The 18,143-nt window shown below is 36.9% G+C and carries 15 protein-coding genes; 10 read left to right on the forward strand and 5 right to left on the reverse strand.

Annotated elements, in window-relative coordinates; genetic code table 11:
* Window positions 1–6: 6 nt before the first annotated feature.
* Together EK417_RS02315 and fabF are read left to right on the forward strand one after the other, a co-directional pair.
* Window positions 7–1,275 carry an acetyl-CoA C-acetyltransferase gene (locus EK417_RS02315; RefSeq protein WP_136521220.1) on the forward strand — a complete coding sequence of 423 codons (1,269 nt, stop codon included), beginning with the start codon at window positions 7–9 and terminating at the stop codon, window positions 1,273–1,275.
* Window positions 1,276–1,478: 203 nt separating this feature from the next.
* Window positions 1,479–2,720, forward strand: coding sequence for a beta-ketoacyl-ACP synthase II (gene fabF / locus EK417_RS02320; RefSeq protein WP_136521221.1), 1,242 nt, complete (start codon window positions 1,479–1,481; stop codon window positions 2,718–2,720).
* Window positions 2,721–3,043: 323 nt separating this feature from the next.
* Here the strand turns inward: fabF and EK417_RS02325 are convergent, their stop codons facing one another.
* A complete protein-coding gene (locus tag EK417_RS02325) occupies window positions 3,044–3,814 on the reverse strand; it encodes a murein L,D-transpeptidase catalytic domain family protein (RefSeq protein ID WP_076596412.1) in 771 nt (256 codons plus the stop codon).
* 181 nt (window positions 3,815–3,995) lie between these two features.
* Between EK417_RS02325 and EK417_RS02330 the strand changes: the two genes are divergently transcribed.
* On the forward strand, window positions 3,996–5,513 hold the full coding sequence (locus EK417_RS02330; protein WP_136521222.1) for a hypothetical protein: 1,518 nt from the start codon (window positions 3,996–3,998) through the stop codon (window positions 5,511–5,513).
* 34 nt (window positions 5,514–5,547) lie between these two features.
* Here the strand turns inward: EK417_RS02330 and msrB are convergent, their stop codons facing one another.
* Window positions 5,548–5,994 carry a peptide-methionine (R)-S-oxide reductase MsrB gene (msrB, locus tag EK417_RS02335; protein WP_410493704.1) on the reverse strand — a complete coding sequence of 149 codons (447 nt, stop codon included), beginning with the start codon at window positions 5,992–5,994 and terminating at the stop codon, window positions 5,548–5,550.
* 142 nt (window positions 5,995–6,136) lie between these two features.
* Here msrB and EK417_RS02340 point away from each other — a divergent pair, with 142 nt between their 5' ends.
* Window positions 6,137–7,381: a DUF445 domain-containing protein gene (locus tag EK417_RS02340; RefSeq protein WP_136521223.1), complete on the forward strand. Its 1,245-nt coding sequence runs from the start codon at window positions 6,137–6,139 to the stop codon at window positions 7,379–7,381.
* A gap of 25 nt (window positions 7,382–7,406) precedes the next feature.
* Complete coding sequence (locus tag EK417_RS02345; protein WP_136521224.1) at window positions 7,407–8,297, forward strand: hypothetical protein; 891 nt, start codon at window positions 7,407–7,409, stop codon at window positions 8,295–8,297.
* A 30-nt stretch (window positions 8,298–8,327) separates the two neighbouring features.
* On the opposite strand, the gene EK417_RS02350 is transcribed toward EK417_RS02345, so the two are convergent.
* Together EK417_RS02350 and EK417_RS02355 are read right to left on the reverse strand one after the other, a co-directional pair.
* Complete coding sequence (locus EK417_RS02350) at window positions 8,328–9,365, reverse strand: quinone-dependent dihydroorotate dehydrogenase (RefSeq protein WP_076596416.1); 1,038 nt, start codon at window positions 9,363–9,365, stop codon at window positions 8,328–8,330.
* 379 nt (window positions 9,366–9,744) lie between these two features.
* Window positions 9,745–10,452 carry a pseudouridine synthase gene (locus EK417_RS02355; protein ID WP_136521225.1) on the reverse strand — a complete coding sequence of 236 codons (708 nt, stop codon included), beginning with the start codon at window positions 10,450–10,452 and terminating at the stop codon, window positions 9,745–9,747.
* A gap of 302 nt (window positions 10,453–10,754) precedes the next feature.
* Between EK417_RS02355 and EK417_RS02360 the strand changes: the two genes are divergently transcribed.
* From EK417_RS02360 to EK417_RS02370, 3 genes are all read left to right on the forward strand, one after another.
* Complete coding sequence (locus EK417_RS02360; RefSeq protein ID WP_136521226.1) at window positions 10,755–12,296, forward strand: glycine--tRNA ligase; 1,542 nt, start codon at window positions 10,755–10,757, stop codon at window positions 12,294–12,296.
* A gap of 103 nt (window positions 12,297–12,399) precedes the next feature.
* The gene (locus tag EK417_RS02365; protein ID WP_136521227.1) at window positions 12,400–13,233 is read left to right on the forward strand and encodes a hypothetical protein; all 834 of its coding nucleotides are present in this window, start codon (window positions 12,400–12,402) and stop codon (window positions 13,231–13,233) included.
* A gap of 107 nt (window positions 13,234–13,340) precedes the next feature.
* Complete coding sequence (locus EK417_RS02370) at window positions 13,341–14,870, forward strand: hypothetical protein (protein ID WP_136521228.1); 1,530 nt, start codon at window positions 13,341–13,343, stop codon at window positions 14,868–14,870.
* A 69-nt stretch (window positions 14,871–14,939) separates the two neighbouring features.
* Here the strand turns inward: EK417_RS02370 and EK417_RS02375 are convergent, their stop codons facing one another.
* Complete coding sequence (locus EK417_RS02375; RefSeq protein ID WP_228402561.1) at window positions 14,940–16,268, reverse strand: M48 family metalloprotease; 1,329 nt, start codon at window positions 16,266–16,268, stop codon at window positions 14,940–14,942.
* 100 nt (window positions 16,269–16,368) lie between these two features.
* Here EK417_RS02375 and EK417_RS02380 point away from each other — a divergent pair, with 100 nt between their 5' ends.
* Both EK417_RS02380 and EK417_RS02385 read left to right on the forward strand, forming a co-directional pair.
* Complete coding sequence (locus EK417_RS02380) at window positions 16,369–17,502, forward strand: serine hydrolase domain-containing protein (protein WP_136521229.1); 1,134 nt, start codon at window positions 16,369–16,371, stop codon at window positions 17,500–17,502.
* A 2-nt stretch (window positions 17,503–17,504) separates the two neighbouring features.
* A complete protein-coding gene (locus EK417_RS02385) occupies window positions 17,505–18,119 on the forward strand; it encodes a YdeI/OmpD-associated family protein (protein WP_228457878.1) in 615 nt (204 codons plus the stop codon).
* The last annotated feature ends 24 nt before the right edge of the window (window positions 18,120–18,143 follow it).

Consider the following 18,143-nt stretch of genomic DNA (forward strand, 5'->3'; position numbering starts at 1 on the left):
TACCATATGGAAACAAAAAAAGTGGCTATTGCAGGATACAACAGAATTCCTTTTGCCAGAATGAATACCTCTTATTCAGAGCAGAACAATCAGGATCTGCTGCTTGCTTCTCTCAACGGGTTGATAAATCGTTATCATTTAAAAGGAAAGAGACTCGGAGAAGTTGCGGGTGGCGCAGTGATTAAGCACATCTCTGAAAGCAACCTCATCAGAGAAACGGTAATGGATACGACTCTTGATCCCGCAACACCTGCTTGTGACCTTCAGCAGGCATGTGATACAGGAATTGAAGCTGCTATTTATATCGGAAATAAAATTGCTTTGGGTCAGATAGATTGCGGCATTGCCTGCGGAGTGGAAGCCATGAGCAACATTCCATTCGAATCTTCACCAAAATTAAGGAAAGCACTTTTACGTGCGAATAAAGAAAAGTCAGCGTTTGGAAAATTGAAACAGTTGTTAAGCCCGAAACTGAAAGACTGGATGCCCATTCCTTATAAAGGGCAGGAACCCAAAACAGGTCTTGTGATGGGTGAACATACAGAAATTACTGCCAATTATTACAATATAACAAGAGAAGAACAGGATGAACTGGCATTAAAAAGCCATCAGAATATGGCAAAAGCTTATGATGAAGGCTTTTTTGAAGACATGATTACTCCTGCTTTTGGTTTAGAGAAAGATAATAACTTAAGACGCGATAGCAGTATTGAAAAGCTTTCTCAATTAAAACCTGCTTTTGATAAGCAGAACGGAAGCTTAACGGCAGGAAATTCAACACCATTTACAGATGGCGCTTCAGCAATTTTACTGGCCAGTGAAGAATGGGCAAAAGCCAATAATCTTCCTATTTTAGCTTATATCACTTTTTCAGAACTGGCAGCCATAGAATATGTTGAAAATAAACAGGATCTGCTTCTTGCCCCTGTTTTTGCAGCAGAGAGGATGCTTAAAAAAGCAGACATGAATTTGTCAGACTTTGATTACTATGAAATTCACGAAGCATTTGCTGCACAGGTTTTGGCCACCATAAAGATCTGGGAAAATGATGAGCTTGCCAAGAAATTCGGATTGGAAAAGACTCTCGGAAAAATAGACAGAAGCAAACTGAATGTAAAAGGAGGAAGCCTTGCGGCAGCTCATCCATTTGCAGCAACCGGAGGAAGAATTATCGCAACACTGGCAAAATTACTTCATGAAAAAGGCAGTGGAAAAGGATTTATATCCATTTGCGCAGCCCGTGGACAGGGAGTAACCATGATTTTGGAAAAGTAATAGCAGCATTATTCCATATTCAAAAAAGAGCAGATTCTTTTATTATGTAGTAAATAATATGATTGATTATTCGTTTGCAGAGAAAGAAAATTGATAATATTGCAGTGGAAAATGAGCTGATAAAAGAAGTAATTAAAATGAAACATGAGATAAACAGTTTTTATCTCATGAAAATCTAATCTATTAAAAAAGAGTAACTATATATGAAAAGAGTTGTCATCACAGGATTAGGTGCTGTGACACCTTTGGGAAATAATGTTGAAGAATTTTGGCAAAACAGTATTAAAGGAGTCAGCGGAGCAGGACTCATTACCCATTTCGATACGGAAAAATTTAAAGTGCATTTTGCCTGTGAGGTAAAAGGCTTTGATCCAAAAGTATATCTGAACCATAACGAAATCAAGAGAAGTGATCTGTTTACACAATATGCCATGTATGCTTCTGCGGAAGCGATTCAGGATTCCGGGCTGGAACTTGAAAAAATGGATCCGTTCGATACAGGAGTCATCTGGGGAACAGGACAGGGCGGAATGTGGACCTTTGAAAAAGAAGTGATGGATTTCGCTGCAGGTGATGGTACACCACGTTTCAATCCGTTCTTTGTGCCAAAGTTTATCGCGAATATGGCTTCGGGAATGATTTCCATGAAATATGGTCTTCAGGGAATTAATTATACTACTGTTTCTGCCTGTGCTACAGGTAATACGGCATTGATGGATGCTTTCAATTATATCCGCTTAGGAAAAGCAAAAGTAATCATCAGCGGTGGTTCTGAGGCAGCCATCACTCCGGCTTCCATCGGAGGATTCTCTATTATGAAAGCCATGTCTACAAGAAATGATGATTTTGCAACAGCCAGCCGTCCTTATGACGTAAACAGAGACGGTTTTGTAATGGGTGAAGGTGCAGGAGCTCTGGTTCTTGAGGAATATGAACATGCTGTTGCCAGAGGAGCAAAAATTTATGCTGAATTAGCAGGAGCCGCAATGACAGCAGATGCTTATCACATGACAGCACCTCATCCTGATGGTGTGGGAGCCATTAAAGCAATGCAGCTGGCAGTGAAAGAAGCAGGAGCGAATATGGAAGATATTGATTATATTAATCCACATGCTACTTCCACACCGATTGGAGATACGATTGAATTAACAGCGATCAACAAAGCCTTTAAAGGAAGTAAAAATCTTGATATCAGTGCAACAAAATCCATGACCGGACACTTATTGGGTGCTGCCGGAGCAGTGGAAGCCATTCTTTCGATCAAGGCTATTCAGAATGGGATTATCCCTCCTACAATCAATCTTCACTGTATTGATGAGAATATTCCTCAGGATATCAATATCGTTTTCGGAGAAGCGAAAGAAAAAGATATTACCTATGCTTTAAGTAATGCTTTTGGTTTTGGAGGGCACAATGCTACTTTAGTTTTTAAAAAATTCAGTTAATCTCATTAAATAACAATTGAAAACCCCTGTATGAAAACCATGCAGGGATTTTTTATCTACTTTATAAATAAACAATACCTGTTTACAAGTAATAATTTTCTGATTTAAAAAAAAAAATGAAAAATTAATTATAATACGACTTCTTTTGTCGCTACCCGACAATACTTTTGTTTTAGTAAAATTACTTGCAAGAATTTACAAATAAAATTATTAAACAGAAAAAGTGATGTATAATTTAAACTTAACGACCACAGAATATTTTCTATTCAATTGTCCAAAATTAGCAATACATAAAAAAAGCAGCCCAACCTGACTGCTTTATCTCATACTTGCCCTTTCAACCATTCCGAAGAGGAAAGATAATTCTGATCAGGATAATAAATGAACAGAAGATTTCTACCTTTTATGGTATTGATGATCGGCTGCGTCAGCTCTCTTGGTACTGCGGGGCATCCCCAGCTTCTTCCGATCCTTTTGTGCATAGCAGCAAATTCATCGCTTACATAATTGGCTCCGTGCATTACAATTGCTCTTCTGTAAGCTGCATCATTGAATCCCCTGTCCATGCCCAACAGTTTTAAAGAATATCCGTTTTCTCCCTGATAGGTTGCATCTGTGATATAAAATCCCAGGCTGCTCTGTAACGAACTTTCCCTGTTAGAAAAATTCGTCGCAAATTCTTCGCCTGTATTTTTACCATGGGCAACCAATGAGTTGAACAGAACTTTTTTGTCTGCAAGGTCAATAACCCAAAGTCTTTTGGTGTTGGAAGACATAGAAAAATCGCAGATCGTTAATAAATGCGAATCTTGAGTAAGCAATCCTGCTTTCTTTAAGTTTTCGTAACCGGTCAATGCTTTTGAGAATACGTCATAGTTCAGTTCATGCCCTTGGTCAAATGCAATTGATTGGTATAATGCTTCTGATGAAGAAACAGCAGTTGTAGTCTTCTCAGATTTCGTGTCATCAGCAATAGATACTATTTCAGTCTTTGCCGTCATGAAATTTTCATTCTTTACAGCTCCTCGTGGAGAAATGTAGAATGAGGTGGTAACCATGTAAACAAGGCCTAATACGCTATAAAATCCTTTCATTCAATACTATATAAATCCAAATTAGTGGAGCAAAAGTATAAAAACATCATTACGCAAAGGGTAAAAACGAAAAAAGTTTAACGCTATTTAAGAAACTTTAACGTCCTGATTCTGTGAATAATTTAATATCAATACTTTAAAAACATCAATATTCAAAATAACAAAAAAAAACAAAATTATTATGTCAATACAAATTGTAAACCCAGCAACCAATGAAACGCTGAATTATTTTCCAACCGCTACATTTCTTCATAATAACTCTCCTATTTCATCAACTATTAACAATGAAGATGGAGTTATTTATCTGGAGCATTCCGGAAATACCTATGTGCTTGAAGACTATATGGGAGGTCACCCAATTAATGTCAGAAGATTTGGACTTAATGCAGACAGAGGCTACACTTCAACCGCTATCAATAAAGGAATAAAGCTTGCAAAAAAATATAATTACAAGTCTCTATATATTCCCAATGGTGATTATGATATCACCGAAACGGTTAATATAGATGTTGCTCCCGATACAACAATAAAAATTGAGGGTAATTTAAATGTAAAAGAATCCTTTACCGGAAATGCTATTGTTATAGGAACTCATGGCCCTGCTATTACTCAACCTGTAGAGGATTCATTGGCAGGATTAAATATCCAGGGGCTTAATTGTTCAAAAAAGATATATAATGACTCAAACTCAACAGGAATAGTAATTATGAATGTAATCGCTTCGACCATTGAAATTAAAAGGGTGACCGGATTTAAAATAGGGACATTAATATATTCTGATAATGGCCGAGGTGGCGGAACTTCATATAACACCTTCTTTATCAACTATTTTCACGACAATAAAATCAATCTGAAATTCGAGAAAAATGATGTTCAAGGCTATATCAATGAAAATACTTTCTATGGTGGAACATTCAACCATAGTACCAGTTTCCCGAAAGTTAAAACATTCCATATACTTATGGAAGATAAACAAATCAATCTCCATCCTTATAATAATAACAGATTTCTTTATCCGTCTTTCGAAGACAATGATCCTGACAATGCTACCGCAGCACAAATAACCGGAGAAAGCAATACTATCGTAGGACCAAGAATGGAAAATCCACAAGATCCATTCTATGCAATCATATTTGATAAATATTCTAAAAGATGTCAGGTCATTTCAAAAGGTTTTGGACTTTATAAAAGTTCTGTAGAAAACAATGGGGAAGAAAATTCTTATGAAACGAACAGCGGAAATTTACTAACCACAAATTCAGTAAACCCTGTATTAACCTTACAAAATCAGGCATCTTCCTCATATGAACTTTATAGCGGATTAGATGCCTCTGGCAATAAAGTATTTTTTGTGAACGGTGAAGGAAAAGGATTTTATGGAAATTCTGTATATGCAGAACAAGGATTCAGATGGGCTACTTCTGATGGCAGTAAAAACGATAGAGGTCTTTTTAATGGAAATGGAGCTCCAAGCATTGCGGCCAATCCTGGAAGTATTTATATCAATAATGATGGAGGTAACAAGATGCTATGGATAAAAACAGCCAGTGGAAGCTCATCCGGATGGAAACTCATAGGAACACAGGCCGATGCGCTCACAGCAGCTGAACCTTCACCATCAGCAACAGCACAAGATGTATGGGTAAGGTTAAAAAACCTGGAAGATAATCTTAAAGCAGCCGGACTATTATCCTCTTAAAAGTGAGAAACCACCTGTAGCAGGTGCTTTTTATTTATTTTTGAGAATCCGGAACAAATTCCAGGCTTACAGAATTCATGCAATATCTCAATCCTGTAGGCTTCGGACCATCATCAAAGACATGTCCCAAATGGGAATCACATCTTTTGCAGAGTACTTCTACTCTATCCATTCCATACGACTGATCTCTTACATAATACACGCCTTCTTTATCCGCTTCAAAAAAACTTGGCCATCCACAGCTGCTGGAAAATTTAGATGTAGAACGGAACAGGTGATTTCCACATACGGCACAATAATACTCTCCTACCTCATCAAATTCATTGTATTTTCCCGTAAAAGCTCTTTCTGTAGCTGCTTCTCTGGCAATGGCGTAGAGATCCGGAGCAAGGATCTTTTTCCATTCTTCATTGGAAATATTGAGTTTTTCAATATCTGTTCTGGAATAGTATGGATTATTATTTGCTTCTGTATTTTTCATAGAAGGGGTTTTAATGGGTTGGTAGTTCTGCGTACAAGCCTGCAGAATAATTAACAGGGTTATTAAAATTAAAAATTTCATCATCAATTTTAATTCTGTAACCACGAATGGTTTCATAACCAAATTTAGTAAATTTGAGAATATGAATGACGAAGCAAAAAGAAAACAACTCAGAAAATACAAAGCATTTGCTACAGGATTATTTGTCCTGATGGCTGTTATTTTTATTGTTACCACTATTTTACAAAAGTCTAATCAATCTCATTGGATCGGCTATGTGCGCGCATTTGCTGAAGCTGCAATGGTAGGTGCACTTGCTGACTGGTTTGCGGTTACTGCATTATTCCGGCATCCTCTGGGGCTTCCTATTCCCCACACCAATCTGATTGAAAACAGCAAACAGAGACTGGGAGATAATCTTGGAAATTTTGTAGTGGGAAACTTCCTTTCCCCTCAGAATATACGTCCTTATATTCAAAAGCTTAAAGTTTCCAATTTTGCCGGGGAATGGCTGGCTAAGGAAAAAAGCCAGGAGATTTTAATTAAAAACCTTTCGGATATTGTTCTTGATATCCTTAATAAACTGGATGATTCTACAGTAAGCCAGTTTATCAGCAAAAAGGTTTCTGAAATGACAGATGATATCAAGCTCAATAAAGTGGTTGGAAACGGAATCGGATATATTCTGGAAAAGAATGACCATCAGAGAATCATCACCAATCTTTCCAAACAGATCAAAGAATATATTATTGAAAACGATGAAATGATACAGGAACGGGTAAAAAAGGGCAGCTATTCCTTCATTCCGTCTTTTATAGACAATAAAATTGCGGATAAAATTACCGACGGACTTTCTGATTTTTTCAAGGAAATAGAAGAAAATCCTCAACACGAAGTAAGAGGATTAATTACTCAGAAAATTCATGAATTCTCTATTGATCTGAAAGAAGATCCGAAGTGGGATGAAGAGTTTAAAACCATTAAAAACGGTCTTCTCAAAAATGATAAACTGGATGAATATTCCAATGATATCTGGGTTTCCATAAAAAAAACATTGATGAAAGAACTTCAGGAGGAAAACTCGGCTTTGAAAAACTATCTTACTAAAAATCTGAATGAGTTTGCCCAAAACTTAAAAACGGATGAAACCCTTCAGAACAAAATTGATCATTGGGTTCGGGTGACAGCTTATAAATATATTCTGAAAAACACTCATCAATTCGGGAACCTCATCAGTACTACCGTTGGAAACTGGCAGGGAAAAGAACTGAGTGAGAAGCTGGAACTGGAAGTGGGAAAAGATCTGCAGTTTATCAGGGTCAACGGAACACTGGTCGGCGGGCTGGTTGGACTCATTATCTACACCATCGCTCACTTCTTCATTTAAAAACTAAATCCACGATAACTCAACCATGAAAAAAATTTTCAGTGTCTTCTTTTTCTTTTTTCTCACATTCTTTCTCGGTCAAAAAATTGAATTAAAGAAAGTAACGGATTCTTCCCAGACGTTTAAGGGAGAAATCGGAGGAATGCCTATTACCATGGAACTCAACTATACAGGCATTGTAGATTGTGATCAGTATCAGCATTATGTGGACGGATGGTACTATTATGACAAATACAAAAAGAAAATCCCTCTTACCGGAATATATGATTATTATGGAAATATTTCTCTTTATAATTTTGGAATCCGGCAGAAGCAAAATTCCAGGCTTTTGAAAGAACACATCACATCCCTTCAGAAAGTAGAACAGACAGATGAAATAGCACAGAAATTAGTACCAAAGGAATCTATTATATTTGAAAAAAGCAGCCAGAATACCAATCCAATTCCAGGGAACTTTTATCTGGGCAAAAAGGTTCAGCCTGCAAAATTATTTACAGGTAATGCGATGATCTACCGCCTCAACAATTATCTGTACTTACCGAATAATAAAAAAATCAACACTTTTGATTTCATTAATAAAGCAGGTGGAAATGAATTGATCTCCTATGCTTCAGGAAAAAACGGAAACAGGATTTTACTTTATTTTGAACAGACTTCAAATTTTAATGCCTGCGGCCAATGCGGGGCAAGTGAAGGAGAAAAAGGTTACAGAGTTCTCTATTTCACAAAAGACTGGAACTATAAAAACTATGAAGAATTCCTTACTGAAAGCTGCCGGGAAAATATGTATGACGTTACCAAAACGAAATCCAAAGACCAACAAACCATTACCTATAAAATAGGCAAATCCGAAAGCACTCCGCCCCATACGCTTACGGTAGATATTAAAAACGCATCTGTAGTAAAGTTAAAATAAAAAAGAGAGTTATATCAACTCTCTTTTATGTTATCTTGGTAATCTGCTGGCTCTTTTTAGTAATTCCTGATTGATGTCGTTGATCAGTTGCGGACCTTCATAAATAAATCCGGTATACAACTGAACCAATACAGCTCCTGCATCCAGCTTCTCCATCGCATCTTTAGCAGAATGAATTCCTCCTACTCCAATGATTGGAAATGCCCTGTTGCTTTTATCAGAAAGGTATTTGATCATTTTTGTACTTCTTTCACGGATGGGTTTTCCACTTAATCCACCATTTCCTATCTGTTCTAAAACTTCGGGAGAGGTTTTCAGCCCTTCTCTGTTCACAGAAGTATTGGACACTACAATACCATCAATCTTTGTTTCTGCAATCAGTTCAATGATTTCATCCAATTGATTATTATTAAGATCCGGTGCAATTTTAAGTAGTATAGGTTTCTGTACAGATTTTGATTCATTTATCTTTTTCACTTCCGTAATCAGCTCTCTCAGATAGTCTACATCTTCCAGCTTGGCGTGGCTTCCTACGTTCGGGCAGCTCACATTCAGGACAAAGTAATCTACATGAGGATGAAGACCTTCAAAGCAGTCCAGATAATCCTGGGTATAATTTTCCGGGCTTGTATCTGTATTTTTTCCGATGTTTCCACCGATAATTATTTTTCCTTTGTTGGATTTCAGCTTCTCAATAGCTGCTTCAAGACCGTCATTGTTGAATCCCATTCTGTTGATAATTCCACCATCTTCAATAAGACGGAACAATCTTTTCTTAGGATTTCCGGCCTGAGCTCTTGGAGTTACGGTTCCGATTTCTACAAATCCAAAACCAAGATCTCCCAATTCGTTAAATAACACTGCATTTTTATCGAAACCGGCAGCCAGTCCTACAGGATTTTTAAATTTCAATCCAAAGACTTCTCTTTCCAGACGTTTGTCTTCAATAGGTTTTGGTAAAAACAGTTTGGTAAGAAATCCAAAATTCTTAAGCATTGAGAATGTAAAGTGATGAACATCTTCAGGATCGAATTTGAAAAGAATCGGACGAATGAGCGATTTGTACATTGAAAAAAAGTTTTACAAAATTACTCTTTTTAAAATTAATGCTATATTGATGTATAATATTTTATCGAAATGGCTCATCTATAGTATCTATAAGCTGGAAAACAACTATATATGCAACAAATCAGTGGGGTTTTTTAACGCTGCGACTGCAAAGAAATACGATTATCCTGAAAACATTTTGGTTCGCAAGGGCGTTTCACTTAGCGAAGCACCCGCTATTAGGATTTGCTGAACGAAGTGCCCTTGCGATCGGAAATAAAAAGCAGACATAATTAAACTTTGCGAACATTGCGTTAAAAACAACAGATACAGAGAAATCTACGTTATCTGTTAAATGAAATGGGATACTTTTTTAATATAATTATAAACACCATCCTTGTCAGGGTTTTAATGAAGAGTACGCACTCAGGTCAAAATTCAGAATATCCCCTACCCTTTTGAACTCTTCATCTATAGTAGCATTTACTGTAATTCTTTCATTAGAAACAGGATGATTGAAAATCAATTGATGGGCATGAAGCGTCATTTTATTGATCTCAAATGTTTGAAGCCACAATTTATTCTGTTTATTGCAGCCATGTTTCCGGCAGCCTAAAATAGGATGGAGAATATGTTTAAAATGTTTTCTCAGCTGATGAAATCTTCCTGTTTCAGGGATGGCTTCTACCAAAGAATATCTTGAAGTCTGGTGTTTTAAAAAGGGTAAATCTATTTCTGAAGTCTGCAAACGACGATAGTAAGTAACCGCATTCTGTGTGACTTCATTTTCATTAACCAAATCATAATCAATGGTTTCTTCTTCTTTTGTCCATCCCCGAAGAATAGCCAGATATTTTTTCTCTACGTCGCGTGATGCAAACTTCTCACTCATGATTCTAAGAGTATCTTTATCTAAAGTAAATAGCAGAACACCCGAAGTTTTTCGGTCTAAACGGTGTACGGGATACACTTTTTGCCCAATCTGCTTCTTCAGCTCCTGAATAGCATAGGTATCGGCTTCTCCCGCATAGAAAGATTTATGAACCAATAATCCGCTGGGTTTGTTGATGGCAATAAGATGCTCGTCACGATAAAGAATTTCTAACATTCGGCAAAAGTAAAGATTTTCGACTGATATTATATGCGGCCATATTTGTAAACCTAACAGGTTTTGAAAACCTGTTAGGTTTAGACATTCCTTTATCAATAGCCCCGATCTAAGAGAAAATCCCGCATTGAGGCGGCGGCGCGAAGCAGAGCCGCCGAGCGAGGAATTGGAACGAAGAGCGGGTTCCCGGCTCCTTAAAAATTAATTTGTAGATATTTGTCTGTTTATTAACCGCTTTTTTTATTGAAACTCATGATTTTGATTCCAAATTCATATTTTTGCATATCAGACGTAAAAAAATTATGGCAAAGCAAGAAGATGTTTTCAAGAAAGTGATTTCTCACGCTAAAGAATATGGTTTTATTTTCCCATCGAGTGAGATCTATGATGGTTTATCCGCTGTTTATGATTATGGACAGAACGGTGCCGAACTAAAAAATAATATCAAACAATATTGGTGGAAAGCTATGGTACAGCTTAACGAAAATATTGTCGGCATTGATTCGGCGATCCTAATGCACCCAACAACCTGGAAGGCATCGGGCCACGTAGACGCTTTCAACGATCCATTGATTGATAACAAAGATTCTAAGAAGCGTTTCAGAGCAGACGTTTTGGTGGAAGATTATTGTGCTAAAATTGAAGATAAAGAGAACAAGGAAATTGAAAAAGCAGCGAAAAGATTCGGGGATGCTTTCGATAAAGATCAGTTTGTGGCTACAAATCCAAAAATTCTGGAATACAGAGCCAAAAGAGAGACTATTCTCTCAAGACTTGCAAAATCTCTGGAAAAAGAAGACCTTGCTGATGTAAAAGCTTTGATTGAAGAGCTTGAAATTGCAGATCCTGATACGGGTTCTAAAAACTGGACAGAGGTAAGACAATTTAATCTGATGTTCGGTACCAAGCTGGGAGCTTCTGCTGACAGCGCCATGGATCTTTATCTGAGACCAGAAACGGCTCAGGGTATTTTCGTTAACTTTTTAAACGTACAGAAAACTTCACGCCACAAGCTTCCTTTCGGTATTGCACAGATTGGTAAGGCGTTCAGAAATGAAATTGTGGCAAGACAGTTTATTTTCAGAATGCGTGAATTCGAACAGATGGAAATGCAGTTTTTCGTTGCTCCGGGTACAGAACTTGAATTCTACGAGCAGTGGAAGCAAAAGCGTCTGAACTGGCACAAAGCTTTAGGTTTGGGAGATGAGAATTACAGATTCCACGATCACGAAAAGCTTGCTCACTATGCAAATGCTGCGGCTGATATTGAGTTTAACTTCCCATTCGGATTTAAAGAACTGGAAGGTATTCACTCAAGAACAGATTTCGACTTAAAAGCGCATGAAGAATTCTCAGGAAGAAAACTTCAGTTCTTTGATCCTGAGAGAAACGAAAACTATGTTCCTTACGTAGTGGAAACTTCAGTAGGTTTAGACCGATTATTCCTTTCTATATTCTCACATTGTTTAAGAGACGAAGTATTGGAAGACGGTTCAGAAAGAACAGTTTTATCGTTACCTCCGGCATTGGCACCAATTAAAGCAGCTATTCTTCCATTGATGAAGAGAGATGGTTTAGCAGAGTATGCAGAAAAGATCTTCAATGATCTGAAATATGATTTCAACCTGTTCTACGAAGAGAAAGATGCTATCGGAAAACGTTACAGAAGACAGGATGCCATTGGTACTCCATACTGTATCACTGTAGATCATGACTCTTTAGTTGATCATACGGTAACCATCAGAGACAGAGACACAATGCAGCAGGAAAGAGTTCCCGTTTCAGAGTTGAGAAGAATCATTGATGAGAAGACAAACTTCAGAAATTTACTTTCTCAATTATAGTTTAAAAGCCCTGTTTTTCAGGGCTTTTTTATTTTTCATACATTCCGGATCAACATACCATAAAAATGATTATTTTTAGCGGATTAAAAAACTAATAATAACCATGAAAAAGCTAATACTTTCATCACTGGCTGTGGCAGTGCTCTCAAGTTGTGTGTCTAATGATAATCCGGCCGACCACAGAGACAACAGCAATAACTCTCATAACAATAACACGGGTACTTCTCCACTCTTGAAAAAAGCAACTGACGTCAATCCTGGCGGCCAGCCTTATGTGGTGGAATTTAAGTATAATGGAGACAAGCTTATAGAAACCTACAATGCATCAGATGATGATAGAGTAATTTATACTTACAGCGGAGATTATATTGCTAAGACAGAAGAGTTCATTGGCGGCTCTCTGGTTCTTATGAGAGAATTCACCTATTCCAATGGAAGACTTTCAACGGAAAAGATAACTGATAAAGAACAGGGAACGCTGATCTATACCAAAATTTATCAGTATCTCAGTGATACCCATGTTCAGTTTGATGAATATAAAAGCGGAACTTATAATCCTTCAACAGGAACGTATTCCAATCTTGTATTTGCACAGGTGGATGTTAATTTAACCAATGCAGGAAATGTGGCTTCAGCTAAATATACGTATAACGGAGTTACCTATAATATTACCAATACCTATGACACCTTCAACAATCCTATGAAGAATATAAAAGGTTTTGTTAAGATTAATTTATTTGATGTGAGTGACGGGCAAATAGGGTATAATAATCTATTGAATCAAACAGAGAGTTATTCCGGTTTATCCAATGGAATCAACAAAATTACCGCAGTTTACACGCTTAACGGAGACAACTATCCTACCAAAGCTGTTACTACATATGATATCTCAGGCTATGGAACAAGTACTCATAACTGGCTTTACGAGTACTATTAATAATTATTTTGCATTTTAGGTTGTAAGCTTTGGAAATATTTCCAGGGCTTTTTTATTTTTCACAACATATGAGTTAATTTATTACTTTTATCCCTCAAATTTTAACCATGAAAAAAATAACGCTGATGATGTTTGGATTAATCCAGACATTTGCATTTTCCCAGACTCAGGACCTTACAACACTCGCTGCAGGTGATCATGTGGGGATGAATGCTCTATTCGATGATAAAGACAATCTGTACGGTTACGTTTCTCTATATTCTTACGGTAAATCCGGTGATAAGACCAAGAAGTTTGAGTATGTGATCCTGGATAAAAACCTCAACCCTGTTGCCAATAAAGAGTTTGAAGGAGATATCACGGCTGCCTCTTATCTGGGATATGTTGATTTTAAAGGTCAGATTATCTTAAAGCCTTCCATGATGGATTATTCTCTTGTGAAAAGCAAAGAAATATTTACTCCGGTTTCTATGGTAATCGATCCGAAAACCAATGCTATTACCCGAAAAATATATTATGATTATCTGGAAAACGGTACTTTCAAAGAGATCAACGAACCGAAGAGCTGGAAAGAACAGCGTAAGGAAAACAGTGATGAGAAAAAAGAAAAAGGCTACAACTACGTTTCCGCAGTAGGAGAACTGAAAGAAGGCGGTTATTTTGCTGTTGAATACAAAGACTATGGGAAGTACGAAAATAACAACAGTCTAATGAGGTTTGATGAAAACAAAAAGGAAATCTGGAGGTATAGATACAATACTGACGGAAGTAAAAAACTGTACACTACTTTATCCGTTCTGGAAAGAGACGAAAACTATATGTACTGTATCCTGAAGAAAGTGAATGACAAGCAGAAGACATTCAGCCTCATGGTTCTTGACATGAAAACCGGAAAAGAAACCTCCAACAAACCGATTACCGGATTATCTGATGATACAATAGACAATATTGAATCCTTCTACTCCAACTACAGAAAGCTTGATAATGATAAAACTTTTGATGATAAAGTAGTTCTGTTGGGAAGAAATTATGATGATTCCGAATCTGTAGGATTTGCAAGAATGATCCTCAACAAATCTGATTTTTCAGTAGATATGAAAGCGATCAATTATGAGCCCAATATCTCTGCTTTTCTTCCAAAAGTCAACAAATATGGAATGGTAGAAAGCGGTTACATGCTTCAGACCAAAGATATGTACTTTATGAATGATGGAAGTGTAGGTATTTTATCCGAAAAATACAAACCGGCTGGTCAGTACAACGCTCCGAAGACCACTGATCTTGTATACATTTACACTGATAAAGATTTCAAAGTGAAAAATGTTCAGGTTTTTGAAAAGGAAAAATCAAAATGGGTAAACAGTGATTATCTGTTCTCCCAGTACCTCAACGGAGGAAAAGACGTGGTATTTTTCTACCGCGACTATCAAAAAGATGAAGTAACCAAACAGAAAAGATGGAATCTGTTTATCAACACCATTATTGATGGAAAATTCAAACAGGAAATTATTCCAATCTCTGAAAAAGATAATTATGCAGTAACGCCGTATGTAGGAAAAGAAGGTTATATTCTGCTCCGTGAGTATAATGAAAAAGAAAAATTCAACAAGATCCGTTTGGAGAAATTAAATTACTAGTATAAAAGAAAAGAGGCCGTCTCCTATGTTTGCAAAGTCAAATGTAGGATACAGCCTCTTTATTAGAAATCACTTTACTTTCGCTATGGTTTCATTAGTCTGATAAAAGTCTGCGATATTCTTTATTTCATCAAGACTTAAGTTCCACATAAAGTTCAGAAACTGCTGATAACTTTCACTTTGATTTTTGGGTTCTATTCTATCCAGATACCGGTTCAGATTATAGTTTTTTCTCGCTTCATATATTTTTGAGAAACATCTTCCCAACCAGCTTTTATAATACTTTTCTTCCTCATCATCCTGTAAAAACTGCATGGCAGTATAAATTCCCAGCCCATAATCTTCTGAATGGAAATAATTGGGTAAAATCTCCATCCTCGCCGTTTTCTTTAATGTTAAGAATAGATCTGAAGGCTTTTCCGGACTAACAGAAGTTTTAAGTTCGGTAAAAGTTTTTTTAAGCATTTCAATCCTTCTGGATACTTCAGGATGTGATGCCAGAGAATCTTTGTTCAGCTTTTCTTTGTAGAAATTATAATTGTACAGGGAGAAATCTTCCTTTTTCATCCATTTTTCATTGAACGCCTGTTTGGGAAGGTTAAAAAGTTTTTTATAGGTTTCAACCTTTAATTCTCTCGGAGAAATGGTATCAAAATCCTGTAATCTCTGAAGAGCATTGACGAATTCCGCTTTCCTGAAATCACCGTTTCTGAAAAAGACATACCCCAAAGAATCTGCCTGCATTTCACTTTGTCTTCTTTCTACTCCTTTCCTGTAGACTCTGTTTTTAAAAATATCGAAAGCTTTTTGGTTCCGGCTCTGGCTCCTGCTTGTTGTAGTGGATTTTATATTCTCAACCACCGCTTTATCCTGTTTATCCTGTTCAATAATTTTTAGAAAAGTTTTCAGGGAATGCTCCTCTATTTTATGTCCCAGCTCATGGGAAATCACTGCAGCAATCTGTTCCTCGTTATTCAGCCAGCTGTAAAGCCCCATGTTGATTACAAAGGTTCCGTCAGCAAGGCAATAGGCATTGGGAGTGTTGTCTTTGGCAATCAGAATTTTCAGATCCTGAGGAATTGTTGGGTTATTCTTTTTAAGACGTTGAATCATAAACTGTATACTGGTTTCAAATTCAGATTTAAAGATAAAATCCTTATTCTTCACCTGCTTCTCAAAGTCAGTTCCGAATTCTTTATAAATTTTGGATAATTCTGAGCCTGTTCTCCCGGAATATTGAGACTTTAATCTCTTTACAGTTGCTTCATTATTTCCTTCAAAACTCTTTAAAAATGCTTTTCTCTGTATATAATCTGCAGTATCTATCGGTTTATAAATCTGGGCCATTCCCATGATTGAAAATAAGAAGTACCCCAATACAAAAAGTTTTCTGGTCATAGTTTTCATCAATTAAGAGCAAAAATAACTTATTTGCTGGTTCATTTTAAATTTTATAGCCAAATTATTCTAAATTTGTTGAAGACCCATTCATGAAAAAATGAGAATACTAAAGTATATGGTAGGTGGAGCGGCAGCAGGTGCAGCGGCGGCTTATTTTTTTGGATATGATTATTTATTTAGTGGTATTTCCAAAACCTACCTTAAAGGAAAGTTGAGCGCACACATTGATGACGGAGATCTTTTTCCCAGCAATCCTATTGTAACAGAAGAGCCCAGACTCTGGGAAGAGGATTCTGAATATAACAAAAAAGACTTACCTAGACATTTAGTTGAAAACTTAAAACATTCCAGAACAGCAGCTCTGGTGGTGATAAGAAATGGGAAAATTCTTCATGAACAATACTGGGATGGCTACAACCAGCTATCGCCAACCAATTCTTTTTCTATGGCAAAAGCAGTGACTGTGATGCTTTTGGGAAAAGCGCTGGAAGAAGGAATTATTCCGACTATCGATGAAAAACTTTCAGAATTTTATCCGGAATTTAAAAATAAACCTTTCGGAAATCAGGTTACTCTTAAAAATTTAGCTCAGATGGAAGCCGGATTAGACTGGAATGAAGACTACAACAATCCTTTTCTTCCCAATGCTAAAGCCTATTACGGAAAAAGCCTTGTAAAAGCTGTTTTTTCAAGGAAATTCAAGGAAGAACCAGGAGTCAGATTTGAATACCAAAGCGGCTCTACCCAACTTCTTGGTTTTGCTCTTCGAAAAGCATTGGATAAGCCATTGGCAAGTTATTTATCAGAAAAATTCTGGAGTCCTCTGGGAATGGAACAAAATGCCAAATGGAGTACAGATGATTATGGTATAGAAAAAGCCTATTGCTGTATTCATTCCAATGCAAGAGATTTTGCCAAACTCGGACAGCTGTTTCTGGATGACGGAAAAGTCGGATCTCATAAGATCCTTAATGCAGATTTCATTGAACAGATGAGAACTCCAACAGAAAAGTCTGAAAACATTTATGGAATGGGGCTTTGGATCAATCATGACAATCCTATCAAACATTATTATTTTCTGGGATTGCAGGGACAGTTTATCATTATGGTTCCTGAACACAATATGGTTATTGTAAAAACCGGAAGTTATTCCAACAACCCTAAAAATGACAGAGGAAGACCTGATCAGGTAAAATTCCTTGTGAATGAAATTGTACAATTATTCCAATAAACATGATGGAGAAGTATAGTTCTACAATTGATGCATATATTGAAAAATCACAGGATTTTGCAAAACCTATCCTGCATTACATCCGTGAAGCCGTTCATGAATTCTGTCCTGATGCCGAAGAAACGATGAAGTGGGGTTTTCCGCACTTTATCTATAAAGGGAAAAATCTTTGTGCCATGGCTTCTTTCAAACAGCATTGTACTTTTGGATTCTGGCTTGAAAGGGAAATGAAAACCATGCAGGAAATCACTCAGGATATTGAGAAAAATTCAATGTTCAGTTTAGGAAAAATTGCACAAATCGGGGATCTTCCCTCCAAACCTCAGCTGAAAAAAGCGATTAAGGAAGCCATGGAGCTTACGGATATGGGCGTTACCATGAAAAAAGCAGCTCCTTCCAAAACAGAAATGGAGGTTCCTGATTATTTTCAGGATGCCTTAAATACCCATCAGATTGCTCTTGACGTATTTTTGAAGGCTTCCCCATCTTTCCGAAAGGAATATATTACATGGATTGCAGATGCTAAAACAGAAGCTACGCGACATAAAAGAATGGATCAGGCTTTAGAATGGATCGCTGAGGGTAAAGGAAGAAACTGGAAATATGAAAGAAAATAGATATAAACTGCAGACGAGATATTC

The organism is Chryseobacterium candidae (assembly GCF_004916905.1).
Taxonomy (GTDB): domain Bacteria; phylum Bacteroidota; class Bacteroidia; order Flavobacteriales; family Weeksellaceae; genus Chryseobacterium; species Chryseobacterium candidae.